The organism is Alteribacter keqinensis (genome assembly GCF_003710255.1).
In the GTDB taxonomy this organism is placed as follows: domain Bacteria; phylum Bacillota; class Bacilli; order Bacillales; family Salisediminibacteriaceae; genus Alteribacter; species Alteribacter keqinensis.
In genome coordinates this window covers 687,496-711,425 of record NZ_RHIB01000001.1, presented here as the reverse complement: position 1 = coordinate 711,425, position 23,930 = coordinate 687,496, and the positions used below count along the sequence as shown (strand labels likewise).

At 44.2% G+C, this 23,930-nt stretch carries 24 protein-coding genes; 8 read left to right on the top strand and 16 right to left on the bottom strand.

The genetic code is table 11. The features are described 5' to 3' along the window. Positions 1 to 25: 25 nt before the first annotated feature. The 4 genes from asnB to EBO34_RS20445 all read right to left on the bottom strand — a co-directional run bounded on the left by asnB (position 26) and on the right by EBO34_RS20445 (position 4,200). Positions 26 to 1,870, bottom strand: a complete 1,845-nt coding sequence (asnB, locus tag EBO34_RS03520; RefSeq protein ID WP_122896557.1) for an asparagine synthase (glutamine-hydrolyzing) — start codon at positions 1,868 to 1,870, stop codon at positions 26 to 28. A 240-nt stretch (positions 1,871 to 2,110) separates the two neighbouring features. After that, a complete protein-coding gene (locus tag EBO34_RS03515; RefSeq protein WP_249413988.1) occupies positions 2,111 to 3,097 on the bottom strand; it encodes a class I SAM-dependent methyltransferase in 987 nt (328 codons plus the stop codon). A 195-nt stretch (positions 3,098 to 3,292) separates the two neighbouring features. Beyond that, positions 3,293 to 3,766 carry a low molecular weight protein-tyrosine-phosphatase gene (locus EBO34_RS03510; protein ID WP_122896555.1) on the bottom strand — a complete coding sequence of 158 codons (474 nt, stop codon included), beginning with the start codon at positions 3,764 to 3,766 and terminating at the stop codon, positions 3,293 to 3,295. A gap of 137 nt (positions 3,767 to 3,903) precedes the next feature. Then, on the bottom strand, positions 3,904 to 4,200 hold the full coding sequence (locus EBO34_RS20445; protein ID WP_142996766.1) for a hypothetical protein: 297 nt from the start codon (positions 4,198 to 4,200) through the stop codon (positions 3,904 to 3,906). Between the two features lie 209 nt (positions 4,201 to 4,409). On the opposite strand from EBO34_RS20445, the gene EBO34_RS03500 reads away from it, so the two are divergent. Beyond that, positions 4,410 to 4,751 carry a YolD-like family protein gene (locus EBO34_RS03500; RefSeq protein ID WP_122896553.1) on the top strand — a complete coding sequence of 114 codons (342 nt, stop codon included), beginning with the start codon at positions 4,410 to 4,412 and terminating at the stop codon, positions 4,749 to 4,751. A 52-nt stretch (positions 4,752 to 4,803) separates the two neighbouring features. Here EBO34_RS03500 and EBO34_RS03495 read toward each other — a convergent pair whose 3' ends face one another. Continuing rightward, positions 4,804 to 6,066, bottom strand: coding sequence for a Y-family DNA polymerase (locus EBO34_RS03495; RefSeq protein WP_122896552.1), 1,263 nt, complete (start codon positions 6,064 to 6,066; stop codon positions 4,804 to 4,806). Positions 6,067 to 6,184: 118 nt separating this feature from the next. Beyond that, positions 6,185 to 6,976, bottom strand: a complete 792-nt coding sequence (locus tag EBO34_RS03490) for an SDR family NAD(P)-dependent oxidoreductase (RefSeq protein WP_122896551.1) — start codon at positions 6,974 to 6,976, stop codon at positions 6,185 to 6,187. A gap of 167 nt (positions 6,977 to 7,143) precedes the next feature. On the opposite strand from EBO34_RS03490, the gene EBO34_RS03485 reads away from it, so the two are divergent. From EBO34_RS03485 to EBO34_RS03470, 4 genes are all read left to right on the top strand, one after another. Then, positions 7,144 to 7,974 (top strand): ion transporter, encoded by an 831-nt coding sequence (locus EBO34_RS03485; protein ID WP_249413987.1) that lies wholly within the window; start codon positions 7,144 to 7,146, stop codon positions 7,972 to 7,974. 355 nt (positions 7,975 to 8,329) lie between these two features. Continuing rightward, positions 8,330 to 8,635 carry a MerR family transcriptional regulator gene (locus tag EBO34_RS03480; protein WP_122896550.1) on the top strand — a complete coding sequence of 102 codons (306 nt, stop codon included), beginning with the start codon at positions 8,330 to 8,332 and terminating at the stop codon, positions 8,633 to 8,635. Between the two features lie 108 nt (positions 8,636 to 8,743). After that, positions 8,744 to 9,598: a divergent polysaccharide deacetylase family protein gene (locus EBO34_RS03475; RefSeq protein ID WP_249413986.1), complete on the top strand. Its 855-nt coding sequence runs from the start codon at positions 8,744 to 8,746 to the stop codon at positions 9,596 to 9,598. After that, entirely contained in the window at positions 9,579 to 10,136 is a 558-nt protein-coding gene (locus tag EBO34_RS03470; protein ID WP_122896549.1) for a GNAT family N-acetyltransferase, read from the top strand. The genes EBO34_RS03475 and EBO34_RS03470 overlap by 20 nt, the downstream gene beginning before the upstream one ends. A gap of 147 nt (positions 10,137 to 10,283) precedes the next feature. On the opposite strand, the gene EBO34_RS03465 is transcribed toward EBO34_RS03470, so the two are convergent. After that, positions 10,284 to 11,915, bottom strand: coding sequence for a M20/M25/M40 family metallo-hydrolase (locus EBO34_RS03465; RefSeq protein ID WP_122896548.1), 1,632 nt, complete (start codon positions 11,913 to 11,915; stop codon positions 10,284 to 10,286). A gap of 583 nt (positions 11,916 to 12,498) precedes the next feature. On the opposite strand from EBO34_RS03465, the gene cbpB reads away from it, so the two are divergent. Together cbpB and namA are read left to right on the top strand one after the other, a co-directional pair. After that, the gene (gene cbpB, locus EBO34_RS03455) at positions 12,499 to 12,948 is read left to right on the top strand and encodes a cyclic-di-AMP-binding protein CbpB (RefSeq protein ID WP_122896546.1); all 450 of its coding nucleotides are present in this window, start codon (positions 12,499 to 12,501) and stop codon (positions 12,946 to 12,948) included. A gap of 282 nt (positions 12,949 to 13,230) precedes the next feature. Beyond that, complete coding sequence (namA, locus tag EBO34_RS03450) at positions 13,231 to 14,247, top strand: NADPH dehydrogenase NamA (protein ID WP_122896545.1); 1,017 nt, start codon at positions 13,231 to 13,233, stop codon at positions 14,245 to 14,247. A gap of 23 nt (positions 14,248 to 14,270) precedes the next feature. Here the strand turns inward: namA and EBO34_RS03445 are convergent, their stop codons facing one another. The 7 genes from EBO34_RS03445 to EBO34_RS03415 all read right to left on the bottom strand — a co-directional run bounded on the left by EBO34_RS03445 (position 14,271) and on the right by EBO34_RS03415 (position 20,837). After that, positions 14,271 to 14,702 (bottom strand): SRPBCC family protein, encoded by a 432-nt coding sequence (locus tag EBO34_RS03445; protein ID WP_122896544.1) that lies wholly within the window; start codon positions 14,700 to 14,702, stop codon positions 14,271 to 14,273. Positions 14,703 to 15,033: 331 nt separating this feature from the next. Continuing rightward, positions 15,034 to 15,474 carry a YaaR family protein gene (locus tag EBO34_RS03440; protein ID WP_122896543.1) on the bottom strand — a complete coding sequence of 147 codons (441 nt, stop codon included), beginning with the start codon at positions 15,472 to 15,474 and terminating at the stop codon, positions 15,034 to 15,036. 83 nt (positions 15,475 to 15,557) lie between these two features. Continuing rightward, positions 15,558 to 16,364: a flagellin N-terminal helical domain-containing protein gene (locus EBO34_RS03435; protein WP_122896542.1), complete on the bottom strand. Its 807-nt coding sequence runs from the start codon at positions 16,362 to 16,364 to the stop codon at positions 15,558 to 15,560. Next, entirely contained in the window at positions 16,351 to 16,788 is a 438-nt protein-coding gene (gene fliS / locus EBO34_RS03430) for a flagellar export chaperone FliS (RefSeq protein WP_122896541.1), read from the bottom strand. Before fliS ends, EBO34_RS03435 begins: the two co-directional genes overlap by 14 nt. A 58-nt stretch (positions 16,789 to 16,846) precedes the next feature. Continuing rightward, positions 16,847 to 17,146 (bottom strand): EscU/YscU/HrcU family type III secretion system export apparatus switch protein, encoded by a 300-nt coding sequence (locus EBO34_RS03425; RefSeq protein ID WP_183163690.1) that lies wholly within the window; start codon positions 17,144 to 17,146, stop codon positions 16,847 to 16,849. Further along, positions 17,143 to 19,398: a hypothetical protein gene (locus EBO34_RS03420; protein ID WP_122896540.1), complete on the bottom strand. Its 2,256-nt coding sequence runs from the start codon at positions 19,396 to 19,398 to the stop codon at positions 17,143 to 17,145. Before EBO34_RS03420 ends, EBO34_RS03425 begins: the two co-directional genes overlap by 4 nt. 164 nt (positions 19,399 to 19,562) lie before the next feature. After that, on the bottom strand, positions 19,563 to 20,837 hold the full coding sequence (locus EBO34_RS03415; protein WP_122896539.1) for a DNA polymerase IV: 1,275 nt from the start codon (positions 20,835 to 20,837) through the stop codon (positions 19,563 to 19,565). Between the two features lie 193 nt (positions 20,838 to 21,030). Here EBO34_RS03415 and EBO34_RS03410 point away from each other — a divergent pair, with 193 nt between their 5' ends. Then, positions 21,031 to 21,231, top strand: a complete 201-nt coding sequence (locus EBO34_RS03410; protein ID WP_122896538.1) for a hypothetical protein — start codon at positions 21,031 to 21,033, stop codon at positions 21,229 to 21,231. Between the two features lie 187 nt (positions 21,232 to 21,418). On the opposite strand, the gene EBO34_RS03405 is transcribed toward EBO34_RS03410, so the two are convergent. After that, on the bottom strand, positions 21,419 to 21,928 hold the full coding sequence (locus EBO34_RS03405; protein WP_122896537.1) for a MarR family transcriptional regulator: 510 nt from the start codon (positions 21,926 to 21,928) through the stop codon (positions 21,419 to 21,421). Positions 21,929 to 22,770: 842 nt separating this feature from the next. Next, positions 22,771 to 23,886 (bottom strand): M20/M25/M40 family metallo-hydrolase, encoded by a 1,116-nt coding sequence (locus EBO34_RS03400; protein WP_122896536.1) that lies wholly within the window; start codon positions 23,884 to 23,886, stop codon positions 22,771 to 22,773. Positions 23,887 to 23,930: the final 44 nt, after the last annotated feature.

Genomic DNA, 23,930 nt, shown 5'->3' with positions numbered 1-23,930 from the left:
TGAAAAAACGCCTGCAAAACAGGCGTTAAAGAATTTTGACCTTTGATGAGATCAGCCAGTGATGAAATTGCCATAAATGAGCAATCAGCTGCGGCCCGCTCATAAGCTGACCGAAATAAGGCGTCCTGAAGGAAGACCCTTTACTGTCCACCAGTTCCCGTATGGTCCTTTTCTCGAAGAGATCAAACAGTGGTGAGTCCCCCTGAGTTAATACTCCCTGCAGGGCACTGGTCACTTTTTCAGTGTAGACGGGATGATGGGTCTTAGGGTATGGACTTTTCTTACGGTAAAGGATGTCGTGAGGAAGGACGTCTTCCAATGCTTTTCGAAGGATTCCTTTTTCCCTTCCGCCGTACATCTTCATATCCCACGGAATGTTCCACACATACTCCACCAGCCGGTGATCGGCAAACGGGACCCGTACTTCCAGACTCGCAGCCATACTCATCCTGTCTTTCCGGTCCAAAAGCGTCGTCATAAACCAAGTCATGTTCAAATAAAACAATGCCCTCCGCTTCTGCTCCAGTTCTGTTTCCCCATCGAGCAGCGGTGTTTCTATTACAGTATCTGTGTAGCGTTTATCTGCATACTCGTTTAAATGGAGCTTATCCTTCCATGCAGGCCTTAAAAGCTGCTGTCTCTCCTGAACAGACCGCATCCAGGGAAAGCTCTCCCTTTTGATCGTCTCTTCATCATGAAACCATGGATAGCCCCCGAAAATTTCATCGGCGCACTCGCCGGACAGCCCGACCGTCACATCTTGTTTTATCTGCTCACTAAACCACAAAAGCGATGAATCAATGTCCGCCATTCCCGGGAAATCCCGGGCTTCTGCTGCAGGTGTGAGGTAATCAAACAAAACATCATTATTAATCACGCACCCGTGATGATTTGATCCAAGGAAATCAGACATCACTTTAATCCACGGCGCATCCGGATTGGGCTGAAATTTACTCGATTTAAAGTATTTATCATTTTCCTCATAGTCGATGGAGTAGGTACTTAACGTACCACGCCCTTTTTCTTTAAAGTAATTGGCAGCAAGGGCAGTAAGGGCGCTGGAGTCCACTCCTCCCGAGAGAAATGTACACACCGGCACGTCCGCCACAAGCTGACGCTCCACCGTATCCTTTAAGAGCCAGCGGATGTGGTCTGCTGTTTCATCTGCTGACTGAGTATGTTTTTCACTCTTAACCTGCCAGTACCTGTTTACTCTCCGGCCTTCGCGGTCGATTTTTAAAAAATGAGCAGGCCGCAGCTCCTTCATCCCTTTATATACACCATGTCCCGGTGTTCTTGAAGGACACAGAGCCAGAAGTTCCTGCAAACCATCTTCATCAATTACAGCTTCGATTTCAGGATGGGCCAGAATGGCTTTTGGTTCGGAACCGAAAACAATGCCTGTTTGATGCTCCATATAAAAAAGGGGCTTTACACCAAGGCGGTCACGGCCAAGAAACAGACGTTCTTCTTTCTGGTTCCATATAGCAAATGCAAAGATTCCATTAAATTTTTCAACACACTTTTCTCCCCATGCAATAAAAGCAGTCAGTAGAACTTCCGTATCGGAGTGGGACAAAAAAGTATACCCTTCCTTAATTAATTCTTTACGGATATCTTCGGTGTTGTAAAGTTCACCGTTATAGCAGACGGTGTACGTATTATTGTTTTTCGTCCGGCTCATAGGCTGAAGACCGCCTGCAGGATCGACAACGATTAATCTTGTATGGCCGAAACCCGCATGACCTTCTGCCCAAACCTGTGAAGCATCGGGACCACGTCTGGACAGGGTGTCAGCCATTGTTTTCAGTGTTTCTTTTTCATTCTCAATCGGGCGCCTGAAATCCACCCAGCCTGTAATTCCACACATTTCGCTCCCTCTCTTTCGTTCAGCGGATTTTGACAACGTCTAACACATCGTATTCATCACAAGGAAAGAGGGTGCCCATTTTCATCTCACTTCCGGTATGTGATTAGTGAGTTTACATGAATTGGTCTAGTCAGCTCAAAAAAGAAGAGAGTGACTCACAAGGTGGCATTATACCTTGTGAGTCACTCTCTGGAAAAATTATATGAGAGGCTTTCACTTTATGCTGGTTTATGGGACAGCCTATTTTTTCTGAAGGCCGAGGAGGTACCATCCGCCCTCTTTAATAATCGGCTTACTCATCTTCACTTTAAGACCGGCAGCTTTCCCATGGGATTCAATTTCCTTTTCAGTCGGAAGAGGAAAGAGATTTTCATGTGCTGACATAAAGGTATTAAAAGCGGCAGCAAATGTCTGACCATGTTTTGCATCTGTTAACGGAGAAATTACGGTAACGGTTCCTCCTTTGTTCAGTAAGGAGGAGACCTTTTTAAAAAGTTCTTCTCTCTCTTTGGGTTCATAATAGTATAAAAGATTATGGATCATAACCATGTCGACTTTTTCACCTTTGTTTATATAGTCTTCAAGATCTTCGTTGAGGATTGTAATATTATCGTTTCTCAAATTTCCTTCTGCTTCTTCAGCTACCTCAGAGCTGATTTCCACTCCGGTAAGGCTGACTTTCTCATCTGTTTCCCTGATTTTTTTCAAATACCCGCCATAACCGCACCCGAGGTCAACAATATGTCCTGGTTTATATTTACCTACCCATTTCATCATAGGCGGGACTGACGCTTTTTCCAGAAGCGCTGACGTTTCCGCTACGACATTGGCGAACTTGTCCTCAAGGTATGAAATCTGTTCATTGTTTTGCATCAGGTCGGGATACTGCATAAGTGTTGGAATGTGAAGCTCCATCATTTCTCTTAGCAGGATGCCGACTGAATCCTTACTTTTGGCAGAAACGTATTTAAGCATTTTTTTCTTTGGTTTAATCTTTCCCGTTATCGTTTTTTTCAGATGGCCCACTTCAAGCCCTACCTCAACCCATCTGAGAAGCAGTTGGCCGTTGAGTTCTTCTCTTGCTGCTACTTCCTCAACTTTTTCTCCCTCTGCAAAGCTGTCGAATAAATCTAATTTATACCCCACATGAGCGTGCCATGTGGTAAGAAAGCTTTCATTACTTTTCATCCAGTTTCTTGCCTGCCAGAATTTTTGTATGTCCTTCATCATCGCTCACTCCATTTCTCTTCCAATACATGTAATCGTTTTTCCCTGTTTAAAACGGAGTTAAACAACGGGGCGGAAGGCAGGCCCCAAAAAAAGAACGGCTCATTAAGGTGGCAATACACCTTATGAGCCGTCCTCTGAAGCAGTGTGCAAATCCGGTTTCAGCCAGTCTGATCCTTAACCGACACTCTTTTTTTATGACTGTAAGCCTTCTTTTTCACGAATGTAATCCAGGAGGCGTTCGCAGCCTTTTTCTACAAGTTCGTATACATAATCAAAGTTGCCTGTGAAATAAGGGTCTGGAACGTCATCTTCCCCGTCTTCGGTGAAGTCGAGGAGCCTCGCAACCTCACCACTGTCCTTAAGACCTTTCATCCTGGTGAGATGACCGATATTCTCTGCATCCATGCCGATGATGTAATCGTATTCCGTTAAATCATTCTCTTTGACCTGCCGTGCCTTCAGCCCGTCACTGCCAATGTTGTTTTTCCTGAGAATGTCCTGTGTTCCCTCATGGGGAGGATTGCCCACGTGCCAGTCCCCTGTTCCGGCGGAATCAATTTTTATCCTGTCTTCCAGCCCCGCCTTTTTAACCTTCTCACTAAAGACAGCTTCTGCCATAGGAGATCTGCAAATGTTTCCAAGACACACAAATAACACTTTTACCACCGTTCAACCGCTCCTTTCTATCATATCTGTTTTGTCCATTATAACGTGAAATCCGCCTTTTAATCCTGAGCTCTTCAACCAAAATAAAAAACCACAAATAATAAAAGCCCCCAGACTGCCTGGAGGCGTAAATGCATTCAGCTTATAAGAGCCGCTTTGGATGACTTAAGCAGTTCAGGGTGTTCCAAGCGGATTTGAACAAGCACCGGCTCTATGGAGTCTGTTACAGAGTACGAATAGAGGTGTTTGAGAGAACCCCCGTTCTTCTCTTCCATAATTTCAACTCTCTCTTCCGGCTCACAATCTTTTTGTGTGAACAAACGGCCATTGGATTCACATTCATTATTTTCATAACGCTCATAAATAACAAAGATACCATCCTTTGTTTCCTCTTCCATCACTTCTGCTGACACCACCAGATCTCGTACAATCATTGAGACTGTCCCTTCTTTCTTTACGTGTATTTCCAACTTTTTCTTTGTGAATGTAATCACAAAGAAAAAGTTCTCAGCCCCTACTATACACCTTTCTGCCTCACTTTTCTTCCCTTTTAACAAAAAATATTTTACAAATTTTCTCCACTTGTTTTTCAGATTCATCTTATCTAAAATGGGAACATACGTTCTAATTAGGAGGGATAGGTATGCTGCACGACCGGGGAGTATTAAAATGGACATCCATGATGCTTCCAGAGCACGTAAAGAAGTTAAAAGAGTTAAAAGCCGGTTATGAAAAAGAGCAAAAACCCGAACCCGATCCCCAGCTGCTGGAGGAATGGAACGGCATTCTTTCACAGGCTTCCTTTAAGCGAGTTTCTGTCATCATAACGACGGTCATACAAGGAAATGAAGCAACCTTAACGGGAACAGTCGAAAGATTGGATTCCGTAAATGGGACACTTCTCCTCCACAACGAAGAAAAACGCAGCATTTCCATTTCTCTGTGCGACATTGCCGGTATTACAGGTGAAACAGACTGGGAGTAAAACGAAAAGAGAGCGGCTCATAAGGTCTGATGTCACCTTGTGAGCCGCTCTCTTATGCTTTATGACCGCCTACCAGTGTGTTCCGGTGTCTTGCTGTTCCCCCTTCTGTATAGGAAACAGCCCTCAGCACGGCATTCGCTCCGTATTTACTGCGAATTTCATCCATAGCATAACCGAGAGCCCGCTTTTTCGGACGGTCCGTCTCAAACAGGCTGAGCTGAACGGAATCATCGGAGTAAACATTTGAGATTGATACGGAAAGCTTCCGTACCGTACTGCCGTCATGAAAACGGTTCATAATCTTTACACAGGCTTCATACACTTCCATCGTGATGTTGGTCGGCTCCGGAAGGGTCGTTTGCCGGTGAAAGCCTCCTCCCGCTTCATCCTTACTATACCCCATTCCCAGACTGATCGTCTGGCCGACACGCTTTTCTCTTCTCGCCCTTGCCGCTACTTCTTCACACATTTCAAGAAGCACCCTCTTGATCTCTACGGGATCGTTATAATCCCTGAGCAGAATCTGCCCTTTTGCATAACTGACCTGACCGGTTAATATCGGGGCACCGAGTTCTGACAGATCAACACCGTTTGCATGGTAATAAAGCTGGTTCCCCATGACACCGAATGCCTTCTCGAGTTTGTCCAGGGAATAATTAGCAAGCTGTCCCACTGTAAAGATCCCCATGCGGTGCAGCCTTTTCTCCACTCTGCTTCCGATTCCCCACATCTTTGAGAGGGGAGATACGGGCCACAATTTTGTTTCAACATCCCGATAACTCCATTTGGCGACCCCTCGTTTTTTCGCTTCAAGATCAAGGCAGAGTTTTGACAGCAGCATATTGTCACCGATTCCGATGGCACAGGTCAGACCAAAGCGCCTGTACAAGTCATTCCGGACCGCCTCTGCCAGCTCCCATTCACTCCCCCACAGCTTTGACGTCCCCCCTGCATCGATGAAGCTTTCATCCACACTGTATGTGTGAATCGCCTCCAATGGTACATAACGGTGAAACAGATCGGTTACCTGAACGGAGATATGCAGGTAGACAGCCATCGTCGCATTCACAATGTGAATCCTTGGATCGTCCGGGATTTCAAAAAGCCGGTTGCCGGTTTTAATGCCAAAATCTCTTTTTAACGGCGGGGTAGCAGCCAGTACGACACTCCCGCCCCGGTTTGTATCCCCGACAACCGCCAGATGGGCAGAAAGAGGATCAAGACCGAGAGCCACCGCTGCACAGCTTGCATAAAAACTTTTCATATCAATACAAAAGATCGTCCGCTTTGGTAATGAATCATATTCTATATCCATCTCGCGCCCCCTCAAGAACACACGTTCGTTATAATGTATGTTCATTATAGGGGAATATACGTTCTTGTTTCAACAGTAAAATTCACCCAGAAGTGTTTTACCTCCGGGTGAAAGACCATTACTTTTTACGGAACTGACTGGCTGCTGCCTTTTCCATAAGAGCCGGGAACACCTGGTATACCCTCGTTCCTACATCCATCCACCGGGGCAGATTGAGCTCCCTTTTCGGTTTATCTATCAGCTTTAACGTCTTCCCGGCCACTGTCTTTGCATCAAGCATATACTTCTCTACATTTTTTTCATATTCTCCCGTTTCATCAGCCCGGGAAAAGAAATCCGTTTTTACCGGTCCGGGGTTAACAGCACTGATCCGGATTCCTGTACCTTCAAGCTCCATCCTCAGGCTGTTGGCAAAAGCGAGGACGGCATGCTTTGTAGCAGCGTACCCACTCGATTTGGGTGTGGATATTTTTCCCGCCTGGGAAGCAATATGAATAATGTGACCTGACCGAGCCTCTTTCATATATGGTAAAACGGCCTGTGTACAGGCAACAAGACCATACACATTTACTTCAAACATTTCTTTTATATCACTCATTCTGGCGTTTTCAAACAGATCAAACTTTCCGAAGCCTGCATTGTTAATCAAAACATCAACAGCCCCTACAGAAGCATAGATACTATGAAATGTCTCTTTGACTGCCGCTTCATTACTTACATCCAGTTCATAAACATAAGGGGCAATGCCCGATTGCTCTTTAATTTCCGATGCCGCACGCAGGAGCCTGCCGTAGGAGCGGGCAAGCATCACAGGCATCCCTCCATATTCTGCGACCTGCCTGGCCATTTCAAGTCCGAGCCCTCCGGAAGCTCCGGTAATTACAACTACACGTTCATTCCACGGTTTCATAGCTTTCACCACTTTCTGTTTCATTCCCATCAATAGTATAGCGATCTTTTCTGTATCCGTCTAAAACAATTCATGATAAATCAGAGGAAAGCTTTCATCTTGGATGTTATTTTAGTAGAATAATAGAGGATTATTTCGTTAGCGATTTTTTTCGAGGAGAGAATTGAATGTCAAAACCAATGCCCCAGTGGAAACAAAAACTTGACACACTCGTGGAACATAAATATTTCACTGCCGTTGTCATTACGTTTATTTTATTTAATGCCGTTGTCGTGGGTCTTGAAACATACCCGCACCTTTATTCCGAATACCGCTCTGCCTTTCTGACGATTGACCGTATTCTTCTGTATATTTTTACAGTGGAAATCCTTCTGCGTCTCTTTGCCGCCAGAACGATGGGAACCTTCTTTAAAAGCGGGTGGAACTGGTTTGACTTCATTATTGTACTAAGCGGTTATTTACTTGCCGGTGCGTACTTTGTTACGGTTCTGCGAATCCTCAGGGTACTCCGGGTCTTTCGTGCCATCTCAGTCATTCCTTCCTTACGGAGACTCGTGGATGCACTGCTCCTGACCATTCCGGCTCTGGGTAACATTCTGCTTTTAATGAGTATTATCTTCTATATATTCGCAGTAACAGGAACAATGTTGTTTCAGAACGTATCACCGGAATATTTCGGCTCGTTACAGCTGTCCCTTTTAACATTGTTCCAAGTTGTAACTCTCGAATCATGGGCAAGCCAGGTAATGAGACCGATCTTTGAGGAACTTCCATGGTCATGGGTTTACTTCGTTTCCTTCGTTCTCGTAGGTACGTTTGTTGTCTTCAACCTCTTTATCGGTGTTATCGTCAACAACGTTGAAAAGGCTGAGGCTGCTGAAACAGAAGAAATCGACGAAACAAAAGAAGAAGTAAAGGAACTTCGAAAAGAAGTCAGAGAACTGAAAGACCTGTTAAAAGAAAGTTTAAACCGCAGTGACAATAATAACAGCGGATGATACTGATGCAGGCAAGGGCAGCCGCCTTTGCCTTTTCTATTTCCCCTCCCCTGAAAGGTCTGAGCGCAGTTTTCTGACTTTCCATCACGCTGTTTTCCCAAAAACTGCTGCATTTAGTCAACGAGGTAATAAAAGCGCAGCCCAGTGCCCGAGAGATTTCTCCGGTGGCGCAGGCAGGGAATTGCGCCTTACCTGCTCATACACCGGCTCCACTCAGCGCTTCGGGGAGTTCGTGAAAGGCAGGTTCGGCCTTTCACGAACTCCCCTGTCAGATAATCTTACATAACCCAGGCATTTTTGTTCTTTCCTGCTATAATAATCACAAAGAAGCATGCCGGCAAAGGGAAGGGATACGATGAACTCTTATAAAGAAAAGAAAGTCATCAGCATCGGGGTTGTAAGTGAGCTCACGGGATTGTCTGAGAGACAGATCCGTTACTATGAACAGCGGAAGCTCATCAGGCCGGAACGCTCAAAGGGCGGAACGAGGAAATACTCGTTTATGGACGTAGAACGCCTTGTTGATATCGCAAACAAAATGGAAGACGGCATGCAGACGTTTGAAATACGCAAACAGGAAAAACAGGGGGAGAACAGAGAACAGCTCAGAAAAAAAATGCTGCGCGGTCAGTTGAATACAGCTTTTCCAAATCAAAAGTAAAACGCCGGTCCGGCGTTTTTTTCGTTTGGCAGATAAGTATATCTTCCTGTCTCGGCTATACTAGTGTACAAATACGTTTTACATTATGTCAGGCAAGGAGAGTACACGATGAACCGAACCCCTTTACAGCTCAAATACTTTCTTGTTATGATTTTTTCGCTCGCGGTCCTTTTTACTGCTCTGGCTCCTTCAGCTTCAGGCGGTAATTCCTCTGATCAGGAGGCAAAGGTGGCTATTATTATTGATGATTTCGGTGGCAATACAGGTGGTGTGTATCGGTTTTTGAAGGCTGATATCCCAATCACTGTTGCTGTGATGCCGTTCTTGGATGAATCGACTGAACAAGCTGTAAAAGCCCACGAGTCCGGTTTTGAGGTAATTGTTCATATGCCACTTGAACCTAAAAGAGGGAAAGCTTCATGGCTCGGTCCAATGCCGATCACGTCAAATCTTTCCACCGAAGAAGTTAAAAAACGTGTGCAAATGGCTATTGATGACGTTCCTTACGCCAAGGGTCTGAACAATCATATGGGTTCAAATATCGTAGGTAATGAGCGGATTATGAAGGCTATACTTGAAGTTGCAAAGGAAAATGACCTTTACATTATTGACAGTGGCACAAGCAGTGAGTCCGTTATCCCTGAACTAGCAGAAGAAATGCAGCTGCGGTACGGTGTCAGAGATACGTTTCTGGACGACAGCCGGTCTTCCAGAAATCACGTGTACAATCAGATGGTCAAGCTCTGTGCTCAAGCACAGAAGCATGGGGAAGCCATCGGCATCGGCCATGTTGGAATCAAGGGTACAGATACATTCAACGGCATATCAGATGCTCTTAATTATCTGCAGGAGAAGAACGTTGTTATTGTACCTGTTTCTGAACTGATCCCCACCGAACTGGAACTGGACCCGAGTAAGTTTTGGCAGCATGGAGGAGATAAAAATGACACAAAACAACAATAGCCCGATTGAAGTAACCTTTAAGGCTAAAGACGGTTCAACTGTGACGCTCCGTCCCGCAAAAAAAGAAGATGCTTTTGACATCATCACAAACGTGGAAAAAATTATTCAGAAGGGACGTTACATACAAAAGGAACGCGTCCGTACTATAGAAGAAGAGCAAGCATTTATTCAGGAAATGGCTGATAACAATAATATGTATACTGTTGTTGAAATTGATGGTCACGTGTACGGAATTGCCCGCCTCATTCGGGGAGAGCTGAAAATGAAACGCCACACGGCTGTTTTCCGTACGTGGCTAACAGAAGAAGCCCAGGGAAAAGGGCTCGGGAAAAAAATCATGGAATATACGCTCCAGTGGGCTGAACAAAACGGATTGTATAAAGTGTGCCTGACTGTTTTTGCACAAAACACAGTAGCAAAAAAGCTGTACGAAAAATACGGATTTATTACAGAAGGTGTACAGAAATACCAGGTACTTATTGACGGTGAATATGATGATGAAGTATTTATGGCCTGCTTTATTGAAAAAAACATGTGAAGCATAAGGAGAATGCTGTCTTAAATGTTCACTAAGGACTCTGTATCAATCATGAAGGCAGATCCGCTTCTCCTTCACTTTTATTAAAAACAGCAACACAGACCGCGGCAGTGGTCTATGTTGCTGTTTTTATTATGATTATAACTTTCAGTCCATTTGAGCAAACACTTCTTTAATTCCTTTTTCCATTACTTTCGGGAGATGATCAAAGGAATATGTCACCTGCAGTCGTTCTGTCCAGCTGTGGGCACCGCGTCCCAAAGGTCCGAAATTCATAACAGGAAGATTGAGCTTCTCCATTGCTTCAAGGGGAAGATCATAGGTTACTTCCCACAGGGGCATATTCTTAAGCATGCTTCCCAGAGAGTCCCGGCGGTCAGGAAGCTGCAGGTAGCTTAAGTCAGAAAGCCCTGGAAAGTATGGGAGATCGGTAACGCTAATATCCTGCACCTGTTCTGCCTCCTGTTTCACTTTTCGGGCTACCCGGTCCACAAGACTGTGCTCCACCGATTCAACAGCAGGATAAAAAGGCGGTGCATAAAACAGCACAACCATTGGAGCGAGGTCTTTACAGAAACCTGCAATGTGATGAACGGTATGAATGGTAACATCCCTGTCATCAAGCTGACTTTCATTCGCCTGAATAAAAGAGATTTGCCGCTTTACCTCTTCTTCCCCGACCTGATTTACCGCATGCTGCCACAACTCTTCGTACGTTAAAATACGGATCTGTTTTTTTTCAGGTTCATAGTCGTGGCTTTTTGCAAAAACTCGCTCTCTTTCATCATAAGCCTGAATAATTCGTTTCGATGCTTTCTCTGCCACTTCCAGAAGTTCCTCCGTTACATCCTTCATTTTCTTTTTCATAAATAATAAGTTAAACAAAACAACGGCAGTATGAGGAATCTGTGTAGAATAATCGCTCTTTAAGTCCTTTTGCAGAAGACTCGTAGGAGGAGGCGTCTTCTGACTTCCAGTTTGTTCTGTGAGTTCAGGATTCAGTTCAAAAGCATCACTTAAATAAGAAGTCATAAAATTCCCATTTATGCCGGAAAACGGTTCAGCTACGTGAGCTTCCTCACCGTAGCAGTAAAATCCCGGCAGTACTTTTCCAAGAGAGCCCCGGTAAACATAAAGGCTTTCGTCTCCCGGAAACCCTGAAAAAACAGGCTCTGTATTCCAGGCCATCTCGTACTTCAGATCATGTTCGTCACTGATTTCGAGTAACTTCCCAACTGCCGCTCTCATCCCGGTAGAGTTCACCTCTTCATCAGGAACGGCAAGCATCAGAAGGTTGCCTTCAAATGCTCCTTCCGCTGCCTTTTCAATCATGCTCATACAAAGTGCGATACCTGCCTTCATATCCATCACACCTCTGCCAAAAAGCCACTCCTCCCCTTTCTCCAAGTCGTTCTGCACATCAGCAGGAAGGTTGTCTTTTTGGGCAAGCATCTGTTCAGTGAGCTCTCTCGGCCTGAAAGCCAGATGCTTCCACTCTCCGTAGTCCTCTACATCAACGACATCCAGGTGACCCATAATAATAAGTGTCTTTTTTGTTTTCTTTCTGCTTTTTACAAGAGCAGAAACAAATTTTCTTCCGTCATCTGTATAATGTGTTTGCAGGTGACTCTCATGCTCTTTAAAGTACTCAAGCCTCTTTAACTGGTAATCCACAAACTCCATAATTCCGATTTCCTCTTCACTGCCCGATACGCTTGCATATTCACAAAGAGAAATTGTTAGATCTTTTAACTGCTCTTTTGTCTGCCAGTTCCCCATATGTTTCCCTCCACAAAATATCTTTGTATGCCCTGTTGATTTCGACCCTTTCTACCGCCTATCCTCTTTTTGCGACAAATTTGCCGCCGGGAAATAAAAGAGTTTTCCTTTTGGTTTTCTGACCTCGGTCGTGATCACTCTGTATCCTTCTTTTTTTCTCTTTTCAACCGTGGCTTTTGAAACAGGTCTGCGTCTCCCCCATTCGAGTGAATCGAGATTATCCCATGTATCATGTGTAATGATCTCTTCTTTATAGAAATATTCATTCCCTGATGGATATTTTTGACATAAATATCTGACAGTCTGTTTGCTGTGCATCATTTTCACCTCAGTAAGAATGTCCAGACCCTCTTTAGGGTGCCTGTTTCTAGTATGGAACTTCCATAAGGGGATTAAACCAGAGACAAGCACGGTTCCCGGATTTTCTCATAACCTAAAATGTAAACGCTTACATCACACATTGACTTTTCCTCCCTGTTTCACTAACATAGTAGAGGGAAGATTAATAAAGATGTTTACCGTTATCCTTTATCTGGGTATTTAATACATGGTAGAAATAAAATAAAGAAAGTGTGCTGCGAAAATGCAAAACCTGCAAGAATATCACATTCTTCAACAACCGATCGAATCCTTTATTATTTCGGCAGAAGAAGTGGCCCACGTTCAACCGGATAATTCACTGGAACATGCACTTCTAGTGCTCGTCAAATCAGGCTATACAGCTATTCCGGTACTCGATACGGCATTTAAATTGCGCGGATTAATCAGTAAAGCACAAATCCTCGACTCCATAATCGGTATTGAAAAGATTGAACCGGACCGCCTTCATAATACTACTGTCACTGAAGTCATGAGTACGACATTTGCCTGTGTGAAGAAGAATTCACCGTTTGAAAAAGCCCTGTCCTTTTCCATAAACAATCCCTTTATTTGTGTGGAAGATGAAAAAGGAGCCTTTTTAGGAATTATTACAAGAAGCAAGCTTCTCGCTTACCTGAACGGTTATCTCCACGATCAGAAAAAAAGAAGCTGACGGCCATTACAGTAATACCGTCTTAAAGGACAATATTGTTTAAAAAAGCGCGTTGATCTTAGCCAATGCGCGATACTCCTGAGGAAAAAGTGAGTTCCGAGGAGACGCCATACGTAAAAGAAGCCGGTCCTTAAGAAATTCTCTTATGGACCGGCTTCTTTTTTGGGTCTACTATTTCACTCTCACCGCGCCAAAAATAAAAACAAGCCTTCTCAATTCCCCTCGTTCTGAAAGATATGATAAAGTATCTTTAGTAACACGAAACAATAACAGGAGGTCATTATGACAACAGCATTGTTTTCCCCTTTCACAATAAAAAATGTCACGTTAAAAAACCGGATTGTTATGTCACCTATGTGTATGTATTCATGCGATCAGGAGGATGGAATGGTTAACGACTGGCACATAGTCCACTACACCAGCCGTGCAATCGGCCAAGCTGGTCTTATAATGACGGAAGCCACTCCCGTCACACGCCAGGGGCAAATTTCCCCTCAGGATCTGGCCATCTGGAGTGACGATCACATTCCAGGGTTGAAAAGGCTAACCGATGCCATCAAAGTCCACGGTGCTAAAACAGCTGTTCAGCTTGGTCATGCCGGCAGAAAAGCAATCTATGACGATGAAACCATTGCTCCTTCAGCTGTAGGTTTTGATGAAAAATCAAAGATTCCAAAAGAAATGACTGAAGCAGAAATAAAAGAAACGATTTATGGTTTTAAGACAGCTGCAGAAAGAGCCAAAAAAGCAGGATTTGATATTATCGAGCTTCACGCAGCTCATGGGTACCTGATCAGCCAGTTTCTTTCTCCTCTTTCAAATAAACGTACAGATGAATACGGTGGAAACCGGGAAAACCGCTTCCGTTTTCTTAAAGAAACAATTGAACAAGTAAAAACAGTGTGGGAAGGACCATTGTTCGTGCGGATTTCAGCTGATGAGTATCACCAGGACGGCAACAGTATGGACGATATCACTGCTTTCTCAAAAAGGATGTCCGAACTCGGGGTTGATCTGATTGACTGCAGCACCGGAGGAATTGTCCGGACCCCGATTGAGGTCTATCCCGGCTACCAGATTCGTCATGCAGAGACTATAAAAAAAGAAGCCAACATTGCTACCGGGGCTGTGGGTCTCATAACCACCGGGCTCCAGGCAGAGGAAATCCTTCAAAACAAACGTGCAGATCTCATCTTTATCGGCCGCGCTTTCCTCAGAGATCCTTACTGGCCAAGAACAGCCGCAAATGAGCTCGGTGTGGAACTGGAGCCTCCCCGGCAATATATACGATCATGGTAGGGTAAAAGTAAAAAACACGAACCTCATAAAGGCTCGTGTTTTTTTATCTGTTTTTTTCGATCGAAGAACATTCCGTACAGCATCAGTTTTATAATAGGAGCCGGAATCCAGGAGCTGAATTCCACTTCATCAACCATTTTCGTTTTACTTCCTTCAGAAACAAAGCGGTGTGTATGAGTCCATATTCTGAAGGGAAAAGGGGCTTTTTCTGCAACATCAGTAAAAAAGGCTCCCTCTTTTTCATCAATGATCCTAGCCTTCCATGTAAGGGTCAGTACAACAAAATTCAGTTCCAGGTTCACCCTGGCACCTTTAGACACTTCTTGATCCCCCGTTACCTTTACTTTTGGAAAGCCTGTAATCTCTGCCAGGTTTGTATTTTTTGAAAAAAAAGCCCAAACTTCATTCAAAGGCTTGTCTATGGTGGTTTCGAAGCAGAATTTCCCTTTAAACATGAGCTCACCCCATTTTTGTTTCTATTTATTTACTATACCCTGGAAATACAATTTGGGAGGTTTTCTGCCCCCATAATAATGTCAGCTTCGTTAAACGGAATACACTCCCTTTCGCGGACTCGCGGCAAGCCTCCGCAAGGAAGTGCCTCTTCCTCTCACAAGACTCCACAGAGCTGGTCTGACCCCTCTTGCCGGAGGAACCCCCGGCCTTTCTGCTTCAGCACTCTTAACTCAAAAGACCACCGTTCTTACGAAAACAGCCTTTAATATAAAATGAAGAGCAGCGGATGTGCAAAGAAAAGGAGTATCTATATAGTTTTACGTGCCTGCCTTATGCATAAATGCTCACAAGCAGTCCTTTAATTTCCCCTATGGCACTTAATACACTCAGACCTTTTTTCTGCTCATTCAATACGGTGTCGGTTAAATCGAGAAGTTGCCTGTCCACTTCACGGACAATTTTATACACTTTCGTACGGCCCCTCCTATTGAATCCTTTTCTTTCTTCAAGGCTGAGACCGAGTTTTACTGCATCGTCCATAAACGCCTTTACCAGCTGTTTGTATTTCCTGAGCTCATCAACTGTACGGGACTCGGCGAGGGTTTTTCCCTGGTCATCAATTTTTTCGAGGAGGTGATGGAGTTTTTCATACGCCTGATTATCACGGCCTTTTTGCATCATTTCCTGAAATGTGACCTTCGCTTCGGTACCTGTTTTTTTAATATCTGCTTTTCCGGTTATGTTTGTTCTGGCTACTCTTTGAATATCCACTGCCATTCCTCCAGGTTTCCTGTCTGTTTTGATTATAAAGAAAACCCGGCTTCCCGCCAATAGGCAGCCAGGTTCCACTAAGATTATTGCAGTAATTGAAGAACTCCCTGAGGGAGCTGATTTGCCTGTGCCAGCATGGCAGTTGCTGATTGATTCAATATGTTATTCCGGGTAAACTCCGTCATTTCCAAAGCCATATCAGCATCACGAATCCTCGATTCGGAGGAAGTGAGATTTTCGTGTGTCACCTGGAGATTATTAATGGTATGTTCGAGCCGGTTTTGAACCGCACCAAGTTCAGAACGCAAATCTGAAATTTTGTTGATTGCTGCATCCAGAAGAGTAATTGCCTCCTCTGCCCCTTCTTCTACATCGATTTGATTTATACCCAATTTTTCTGTGTTCATTTCATCAATATTTATCGTTACGGTCTGGTCCGCATTGGGTCCAATCTGAAAAACAAAGTTCTCTGTCGTTCCATCCAGCAGTGTCTGGGTATTAAATTCGGTTTTTTCAGAGATACTGTCTATCTCTTCTACCAATTGCGTAATTTCTTTTTGAATCTGTTCTCTGTCCTCAGGCGTATTTGTGTCGTTGGCCCCCTGTACCGCAAGTTCTCTCATTCGCTGCAGCATCGAATGTACTTCTGTAAGTGCACCTTCAGCAGTCTGGATCAATGAAATGCCGTCAAGAGCATTACGTTCTGCTTGTTTTAATCCTCGGATCTGGGATCGCATTTTTTCAGAGATGGCAAGTCCTGCTGCATCATCTGCAGCCCGGTTGATACGAAGACCTGATGAAAGTTTCTCAAGGTTCTTCGATGTCTTGGTCTGGTTTTCAAACAAGTTACGATAGGCATTCAATGCCTGAATGTTGTTATTGATTTTCATATTTTATCTTCTCCCTGAAATTGATAGATTGCTCATAGGCAAGTGACTGTTTTTTCATTGTTGCAGACCTGGTGTCCTTATTATTTTCGATCGCCTGACTCCATGCGTCAGTAACTGCTTCTATGATAGACAGTGCATGATCAATTTTCACGGTGTCTTTCTTCAGATTCGCTTCAAGGACGAGAGTGGATATGTACTGGTATAAGGACTCAAGCTGATCTGCAACAATGCCGGCTTCATAGTTCAGTCCGGCCCCGAGCCTTTGCAGGATGTCAGCTGATTTTTGCAGATGAAGGTTGGCTTTCAAGTAGTCAGCACATTCGATATTTCCTTTTCCTTCTTCTAGGTTATTTATCAGCGCCTCGTACAACAGAGCTGTTATTTCCTGGGACGTTTTTTTATATAAGGCTTCATTACTAATCATGGAGGGTTCTCCCTTCAGAACGTTTCTCTTTCTTATATCGGTTACACCTCCGATGAGATTAATAGCTGTGATCGATTTCTTCGATCAGCAGAAGGATTTCAGCCATGACAGAATATAGTTGTGGAGGGACCTGATCCCCCAGGTCCAGATCCAGAAGATTCGCCAGGAGGCTGGCATCCTCCTCCAGAGGAATACCATGTTCCTTTGCGAGTGCAATAATCTGACCGGCTACTTCACCCTTCCCCTGAGCAACTACCAGAGGAGCGTCTCCGGCCGATTCATCGTACTGCACCACGGCGGCTGAAGGTCCATTCGTCCTCTTTCGTTTAATTTGATTAAAGTGCTGGCTGACGATCATATTTTATAATCAAACCCTTTCTGAGTAGCCTGAGGCGTAATTTTTTTAGATGGAACAGCAGGTGTATCTTTATCGTGAAGGGGTTTAAAGTGAATATCCCCGGCTGTATACCCTACTTGTTCAAGTCGTTTTAAGCAGGCTTTTGTAAATGGTTCAAGCTTGTGTTTGAAACCAGGCAGATCATTTTTAAGCGTAATGTTAAGCGTTCTGTTAGTCACCTGAAGGGATATCCCTATTTCCCCCAATTTCTTCGTTTCCATTAGGAAATAAAGGTTGCAGTTTTCCCAGTCCAGCTGATCATTGTATTTATTTCTGCCATTAATAAACACCTGCAGATTTTCAGTCTGACCCTCCAGCAGCACGGGTAACTGCAGAAGCAGGGACTGAAGGTTCGAGTGCTGTGAGTCACTTCTGGCAAGAAGCTGCTGGCCTGTTGAAGTCATCAATACCTGTTGCGCCTGATTACGCCCACTCTCTTCATCACTTTTAATCATCTGAAGAAGAAGCCCTCTTACGTTTTTCTGGTTTGCCTCTTCTACATTTCCTTTACCTGCTGCCAGAATTCTTGCAATTTCTGATTCGCGGGAATACCCCAGCTGCCTTATTCCTTCAAACACCTGCCGGCCGGAATGATCATTTTGGACAAGAGATCTTGCCGCATCCTTTACATAGGAATTCAGCCTGTCTTGAACTGGACGTTTCTCATGCCACTCAGCCTGCTGTGTAGCAAAATGCTTCACTTTTGTATCCGCAGGTTTAAAGTTCAGAGTGTTAACTGTCTGCTGAACCTCTTTGATGAGCTGTCTGGCCGAATGATGTTCCCCTCTTGCAATAAGCTCCTTTGCCCGGGTAAGCTGACTGCTCGCTTCCAGCATCCGCCGTTCAGTCTTCATATCTGCGAAAAGAAGCCAGTCACTTTTCATTAATGCTTTATCAAGCTGATGGATAACGGTTTCCAGCATCGGTTTTACCTGTGTAGCAGTGCGAACGTGCATCGTAATATGTGCGATCCGGTCCAATTGTCTCGAAACATCTCTCTGCATCAGTTTAAAATCGTCGGTGGCAAGAGCCATCCGTTCTGATACAGTAGTAACGACATAGTCTTTTGAAGTTACCGGAAGGGTGGATAAAAAATCATTGTCAAGATAACGGCCAGGATCAGGACGCGTACTGCCGGCTCCGGAAGACTCTGCCGGGAGGGATGTGCTGCTGAGCGCCTCCAGGGCGCCTGCTACAACCTGTCTTGCCTTGAGTTCACGCCCTTTTGCCGTAAACGTTTCTGCCTGAATGATCTGACCTTCCAAAAAAGTCCTCTGTTCTGTTGTTAAAGAGCTATGTGCCAACTCCCGGATCTTTGATACTGCTTCTTTTAAGCTAGGTTCATTAACCAGTGCGTTCTGCATATGCCCGACTGCTGTAACTGGAAATACGTTGTTGCTCTTATTTAGAACGTTCGCCAGGTTATCCACAAGACTTAACGCATCAAGCCCCTTTCCGCTCTGAATCAGACTGGTTATTCGTTGAGTCAGCTCCGAAATACTGCGTTGGTGATTCCCATGCAGATTTTGTTCCAGGAGTGCTCTTTTTAAGTTCTGGATTGTACCATCCACTGCCTGACTGCTCCGGATTTTGGAACGGAGATTTTCAATGATTTCGCCGAATGAGCCTATACGGGACGTGGTGCTTTTAGCATTCTTCATCTCCTGTATTTGTGTATTAAGAGCCCTTTCGTGGAGAGATTGATGTAAAGCCAGTAAATGTGACCGGACAGGCTCAAGCTGTCGCCTTGCAGCCTGATCGATCGTTTCCATCCGCTGAGTTACCGTCCCCTGCCCACGCTCCACGTATTGCTGCAGCTCTCTAACATTCTCTTTTGTCAATTCCGCTCCGGCACTTAAAAAACGCTCTGCAGCAGCTCTGAATTCCGGGCTCGGATCCTTTATGCCTAGTTTTGACAGTGTTTTTTCAACCGATGGTCCACCGGAATAAGAAGGGGAAGAAGCAGCCTCTGTAATTACTCTGACACGGATGCCTTCTTCTGTTTTCCCGGTTATTTCTATTGATGCACGGGAGGCCGCAGGTACACCGTTGTCAAAAGAAGCGGTCATCTTCTGCCCTCTGATTGATACAACTGCTTCCCTGTCAGATTTTCTATCCGTAATTTTTGCTTCAACTATATCTCCACGGCTGAGTTGTACATGCCTTTCATTTCTGCCGGACTGGCCGTTTACCGCCTCTGTATGTATATTCATACTATCGTTCACCTCTTTATTGTCAGCCATTATATCGGCAGTTCCGCTTTCGTTCTGAAGAAAACAAAATAAAAAAGAGGTTGACTCAAAAGGTTGGCTTATACCTTTTGAATCAACCTCAAAGCAATGAGCAACATCAGTTACGGGATTTTTTTTACATCGCCCTAGTCATTATCAAACAAATTATCTCTTAAAAAGTCTTTTTCAAGGCTTGTTCCTCTCCTTTTCTGATCCCTTAATTGGTCACTTCTGTCTTTAGACAGCTGGGCACCTTTTAAAAGAATGCTTTCTCCAAACTTATCCCGAATCGAATCAACAGCACTTGAAAGCTGATGATCTTTAATATCTTTTTTGTACGAGAACAAATCAAGCTGTTTGTAGGCATAATCTTTCTCTACAAGATCCATAGCTGTGATACCGAGTAATCTTACAGGTTCACGGGTCCAGTATTTCTCGAAAAGAAGCCATGATGCATCAAACAGCTCCTGGTGTGACCGGACAGGATATTGCAGTTTCCTGCTTCGTGTAATCGTTTTTCGATCATGATAACGAATGGTTATCTGAACATTCCAGGCGTACACTTCTTTTTTTCTCATCCGTCTGGCTACTGAATCTGCAAGATTCATCAGAACTTTCCTCACCTTTGCAGAGTCCGTGATATCTTCTGGCATTGTCGTTGAATTGCCAATACTTTTAAATTCATTTACAGCATCAGGGTCAACGGGCCGAAGATCAATACCGTTTGCTTTTTCATATAACCTGAGCCCGCCAATACCGAGCCTTTCTTTCAACTGATCAGGATCTGATTGTGCAAGGTCGCCAATTGTAAAAATACCGTACTTCTCTAATTTCTCTGCCGTCTTTTCCCCGATACCGTGCATATCTTGGGTTTTCATAGGCCAGAGGATATTTTTAATTTCACGTTTTCTTAAAACGGTTATTCCCATCGGCTTTTTCATATCACTGGCCATTTTTGCAAGGAATTTATTCGGTGCGATCCCGATACTCGAAGGGAGATTTAATTCTTTCACCAGTCTTTCCTGAATCAACTTTGCAAGGGAGAGTGCGTTATTTGTCGCTGCTTCGGTAACATCCATGTACCCCTCGTCTATGGAAACCGGTTCAACCAGAGGAGTGTATTCATACAATATCCGAAACATTTCCTGAGAAGCTTTCCTGTATTTTTCAAAATCCGGCTTACGGACAACAAGTTCAGGACACTGTTTTTTTGCTTCCCATAAAGGCATTGGAGGTTTTACTCCTTGTGCCCTTGCCTCATAGCTTGCCGTAACGACAATTCCTTTTCTTTCTTTTGCATTTCCGGCAATTGCAAGGGGTTTCCCTTTGAGCCCAGGGTCATATGCCGCTTCAACAGAGGCATAGAAGCTGTTCATATCCACATGAAAGATAATGCGGCCTTTCCTCCGGTTGTGGTTCATGGTGATTCCCTCCTCCCTCCATCATGCGTCTCCCTGCGGAAAAAATCAAATGATGGAAGTTCCCGGACATAAAAAAACACCCCTGCATTTAATGAAAGAATGTCTTGAATCCTATGAATAACAGCTTAGGGCTTTCATGAATGGTAAAGTATGTTATGATAGATAAAACCCACATGAAAGGTGGTCATCGAAAATGACGGAAATTGTCCGAAACCAGACCATCTATGATTCTGTTCTTTACCTTATTGTGGAAACTGTGACCCACTACGCGGAAAACGAATGGCCTTCACCCTCTATAGAGCAACTATCAGATAAGATAGGTTATTCTGAGGAGTTAATCCTTGAGTCTCTGGAATACGGAGAACTGATAGAGCCAGTCGGACTGCTTCAATAAGCAGCCGTCGGCTCTTTTTTTGTTTCCTCTCTAGAATAAACGCCTAATGATAATATTTCTGTCACTGAGCACTCATATTGTACAAGTAAGCCTGGGACTTCCCTCTGGCACCATCAATCAGCACTTGAACAGGTTCAGCACTAAGAGTCCGTTTTTCTGAATATAGGCATCTTCGATAATTAAAAAATCAGGCTTTTCCGGAGGCTGATGTTTTAATGTCATACTCCTTCGTTGTTGTTTCTACCCAGTCTACAAATTCATCACCATGAAAATGGCGGTTCGCTTCCCGGTGGAATGATACCAGCTGCTCCATAAATCCAGGGTTTTTCTTTTGGTATTCCTCTATGAAATCAAACAGCTCAAAGGATTCTTTTTGTGTCTGCTGACGTTTGACTTTGCCTTCCTCAGTCAGAATGACATATGAGACCCGTAAATCTCTGTCGTCTTTTAACACCTTAACGTACCCTTTACCCACCAGCCGTTTAATAACCTGCATTACTGTGGAACGGTCCCACAGTCCTACCTTGGCTATTCTTGAAATTGATGCTTTTTCTTCTAAGTATACGATCCACATAATATGTTGTTCAGCTAATGTGAGACCTAGATCCCGCGCACTGGTCTGCCATTCTTCTTCCAGTGTTTTTGCCATGCCTCTGATATAATTCATTAAAAGATGATTATTCCGACTCACTGTCATGGGGTCACTTCTCCTTAGCCTAAAAGTTTATATAGAAAAGATTCTTAAATATAATACCATATTTCGCCAAATGGCGTGTCGAATACCACAAAATGTCACACTTTTTCACAAATGCACAACTCCACACGAGGTGTTCTCTACTGTTTACCCGATATAGTAAAAAGATAACAAAAAGAGGTTGACTAAAAAGGTAAAATTTACCTTTTTAGTCAACCTCGAAGCAATTAGTGGAGCCCCTGCTCTATTTAAAAAGCTGCTTTCGTATAGTTTGTTGCTATTGATCTAAACACATAAAGCCTACGTGCCCTCCGATTTCTGCGGTGGTGCTGGCAAGCCCCCTCATGCTTCGCGAGGCCACTGAAAAAGTACTTTTTTTAAAATAGACTCAGAAAAGTCAGGTGTTGATTTCCGCTCATTGCACTTTCCGCGGGCGGCTCGATCCTCAGCGCTGCGCGCTTGCGGGGTCTCCCCGGAACTGGCTTTTCCCGAAGTAGTGTTGCGCATTCGCTCCAATCAATACTGTTTTTATAACGACAATGACTTTTAGCACATCAAAAAATCAAAACCCACTTTATGTTGCAATCAGAGCCCTAAAGTGGTGACCTTATAATCGGACTTCGACTTTTTCAGTGGCCTCCTAAAGCTTTGCGGGGTCTTTTCTGGCCCCCTACTCCCCCAGGAGTCTCGGGCACTGGCTTTATTATCCCGTTCACGAAAGGAGCATTTTTTCCAAAAACAGCCATTTAAAAAGCTCGGCAGGAATGGGTTTTCTCCTGCAGTGACCTTTTAAGACAACTTCTTTCTTCTTGCCTTTTAACTGAATCCACACTCTTAACCTTGTTTTATCTGGCTGCTTCTTCAATAAGAGCAACAACAAGTTCGGCCGTTTTAACTAATTCCTCAATCGGCATACGTTCATTGGTAGTATGAATTTCCTCATACCCTACGCCAAGGTTAATGGTTGGAACGCCGTGACCTGCAATAATGTTGGCATCACTGCCGCCGCCGCTTTGAAGCAATTTAGGTTCTCTCCCCACAGCTTTTGCAGCACGCTTCGCCGTTTCAACAATGGCGTCGCCGTCTTCGTGTTTAAAACCTGCATACATCACATCGATGTCTACTTCTGCCTTGCCGCCCATTTCATTTGCAGCTTCTTCAAAAGCCGCTTTCATTTTGGCTGCTTGTTCTTCCATTTTATGACCCACAAGAGAACGTGCTTCTGCAAGGATATCAACACGATCACAGACAATATTTGTCTGGCTTCCACCTTCAAAACGCCCAATGTTTGCTGTCGTTTCTTCGTCAATACGTCCAAGAGGCATACGGGCAATCGCTTTGGATGCAATTGTGATGGCTGAAACCCCCTTTTCAGGAGCTACACCGGCGTGAGCTGTTTTTCCGTAAACGGTCGCTTTAACTTTTGCCTGTGTGGGCGCTGCAATAATAATGTTTCCGACTTCTCCGTCACTGTCGAGTGCAAACCCATATTTTGCAATGATATCCGTTGGATCAAGAGCTTTTGCCCCTACAAGACCGGATTCTTCTCCTACGGTAATAATAAATTGGATTGTCCCATGCTCAATGTTATTTTCCTCAAGAACGCGGATTGCTTCAAACATCGCAGCCAGTCCCGCTTTGTCATCAGCACCAAGAATAGTAGTTCCGTCAGATTTTATGTAGCCATCTTCCTCAACGGGAGTCACACCTTTCCCCGGTACAACCGTATCCATATGTGAGGTAAAGTAAATCGGATCTGTATCACTTTTTCCTTCAAGTGTGCAGATGAGGTTTCCAGCTCCATGTCCTGTGACAGAAATAGTATCATCTTCTTTCACGTGTACATCGAGAGCCTCGAATTTTTCCTTAAGTACTTTTGCAATTGCTGTTTCATATTTTGTTTCGGAATCAATTTGAACCAGCTCTTTAAACTCATCAACTAAACGCTGTTTGTTAATCATGTAAAAGCCTCCAATATGCCTTATTTCATTTTTAGTATATCAAA

Excerpts from the sequence above, each read along its gene's own strand:
- fliS (WP_122896541.1), bottom strand. The coding sequence starts at position 16,788 with ATGATTAGTAATGAAGCCTTATATAAAAAAACGTCCCAGGAAATAACA.
- EBO34_RS03490 (WP_122896551.1), bottom strand. The coding sequence starts at position 6,976 with ATGAAACCGTGGAATGAACGTGTAGTTGTAATTACCGGAGCTTCCGGA.
- EBO34_RS03435 (WP_122896542.1), bottom strand. The coding sequence starts at position 16,364 with ATGAAAATCAATAACAACATTCAGGCATTGAATGCCTATCGTAACTTG.
- EBO34_RS03485 (WP_249413987.1), top strand. The coding sequence starts at position 7,144 with ATGTCAAAACCAATGCCCCAGTGGAAACAAAAACTTGACACACTCGTG.
- EBO34_RS03425 (WP_183163690.1), bottom strand. The coding sequence starts at position 17,146 with ATGATCGTCAGCCAGCACTTTAATCAAATTAAACGAAAGAGGACGAAT.
- EBO34_RS03480 (WP_122896550.1), top strand. The coding sequence starts at position 8,330 with ATGAACTCTTATAAAGAAAAGAAAGTCATCAGCATCGGGGTTGTAAGT.
- EBO34_RS03415 (WP_122896539.1), bottom strand. The coding sequence starts at position 20,837 with ATGAACCACAACCGGAGGAAAGGCCGCATTATCTTTCATGTGGATATG.
- EBO34_RS03470 (WP_122896549.1), top strand. The coding sequence starts at position 9,579 with ATGACACAAAACAACAATAGCCCGATTGAAGTAACCTTTAAGGCTAAA.
- cbpB (WP_122896546.1), top strand. The coding sequence starts at position 12,499 with ATGCAAAACCTGCAAGAATATCACATTCTTCAACAACCGATCGAATCC.
- EBO34_RS03515 (WP_249413988.1), bottom strand. The coding sequence starts at position 3,097 with ATGAAGGACATACAAAAATTCTGGCAGGCAAGAAACTGGATGAAAAGT.
- EBO34_RS03475 (WP_249413986.1), top strand. The coding sequence starts at position 8,744 with ATGAACCGAACCCCTTTACAGCTCAAATACTTTCTTGTTATGATTTTT.
- EBO34_RS03500 (WP_122896553.1), top strand. The coding sequence starts at position 4,410 with ATGCTGCACGACCGGGGAGTATTAAAATGGACATCCATGATGCTTCCA.
- EBO34_RS03410 (WP_122896538.1), top strand. The coding sequence starts at position 21,031 with ATGACGGAAATTGTCCGAAACCAGACCATCTATGATTCTGTTCTTTAC.
- EBO34_RS03495 (WP_122896552.1), bottom strand. The coding sequence starts at position 6,066 with ATGGATATAGAATATGATTCATTACCAAAGCGGACGATCTTTTGTATT.
- EBO34_RS03400 (WP_122896536.1), bottom strand. The coding sequence starts at position 23,886 with ATGATTAACAAACAGCGTTTAGTTGATGAGTTTAAAGAGCTGGTTCAA.
- EBO34_RS03420 (WP_122896540.1), bottom strand. The coding sequence starts at position 19,398 with ATGAATATACATACAGAGGCGGTAAACGGCCAGTCCGGCAGAAATGAA.
- asnB (WP_122896557.1), bottom strand. The coding sequence starts at position 1,870 with ATGTGTGGAATTACAGGCTGGGTGGATTTCAGGCGCCCGATTGAGAAT.
- EBO34_RS03405 (WP_122896537.1), bottom strand. The coding sequence starts at position 21,928 with ATGACAGTGAGTCGGAATAATCATCTTTTAATGAATTATATCAGAGGC.
- EBO34_RS03445 (WP_122896544.1), bottom strand. The coding sequence starts at position 14,702 with ATGTTTAAAGGGAAATTCTGCTTCGAAACCACCATAGACAAGCCTTTG.
- EBO34_RS20445 (WP_142996766.1), bottom strand. The coding sequence starts at position 4,200 with ATGATTGTACGAGATCTGGTGGTGTCAGCAGAAGTGATGGAAGAGGAA.
- EBO34_RS03465 (WP_122896548.1), bottom strand. The coding sequence starts at position 11,915 with ATGGGGAACTGGCAGACAAAAGAGCAGTTAAAAGATCTAACAATTTCT.
- namA (WP_122896545.1), top strand. The coding sequence starts at position 13,231 with ATGACAACAGCATTGTTTTCCCCTTTCACAATAAAAAATGTCACGTTA.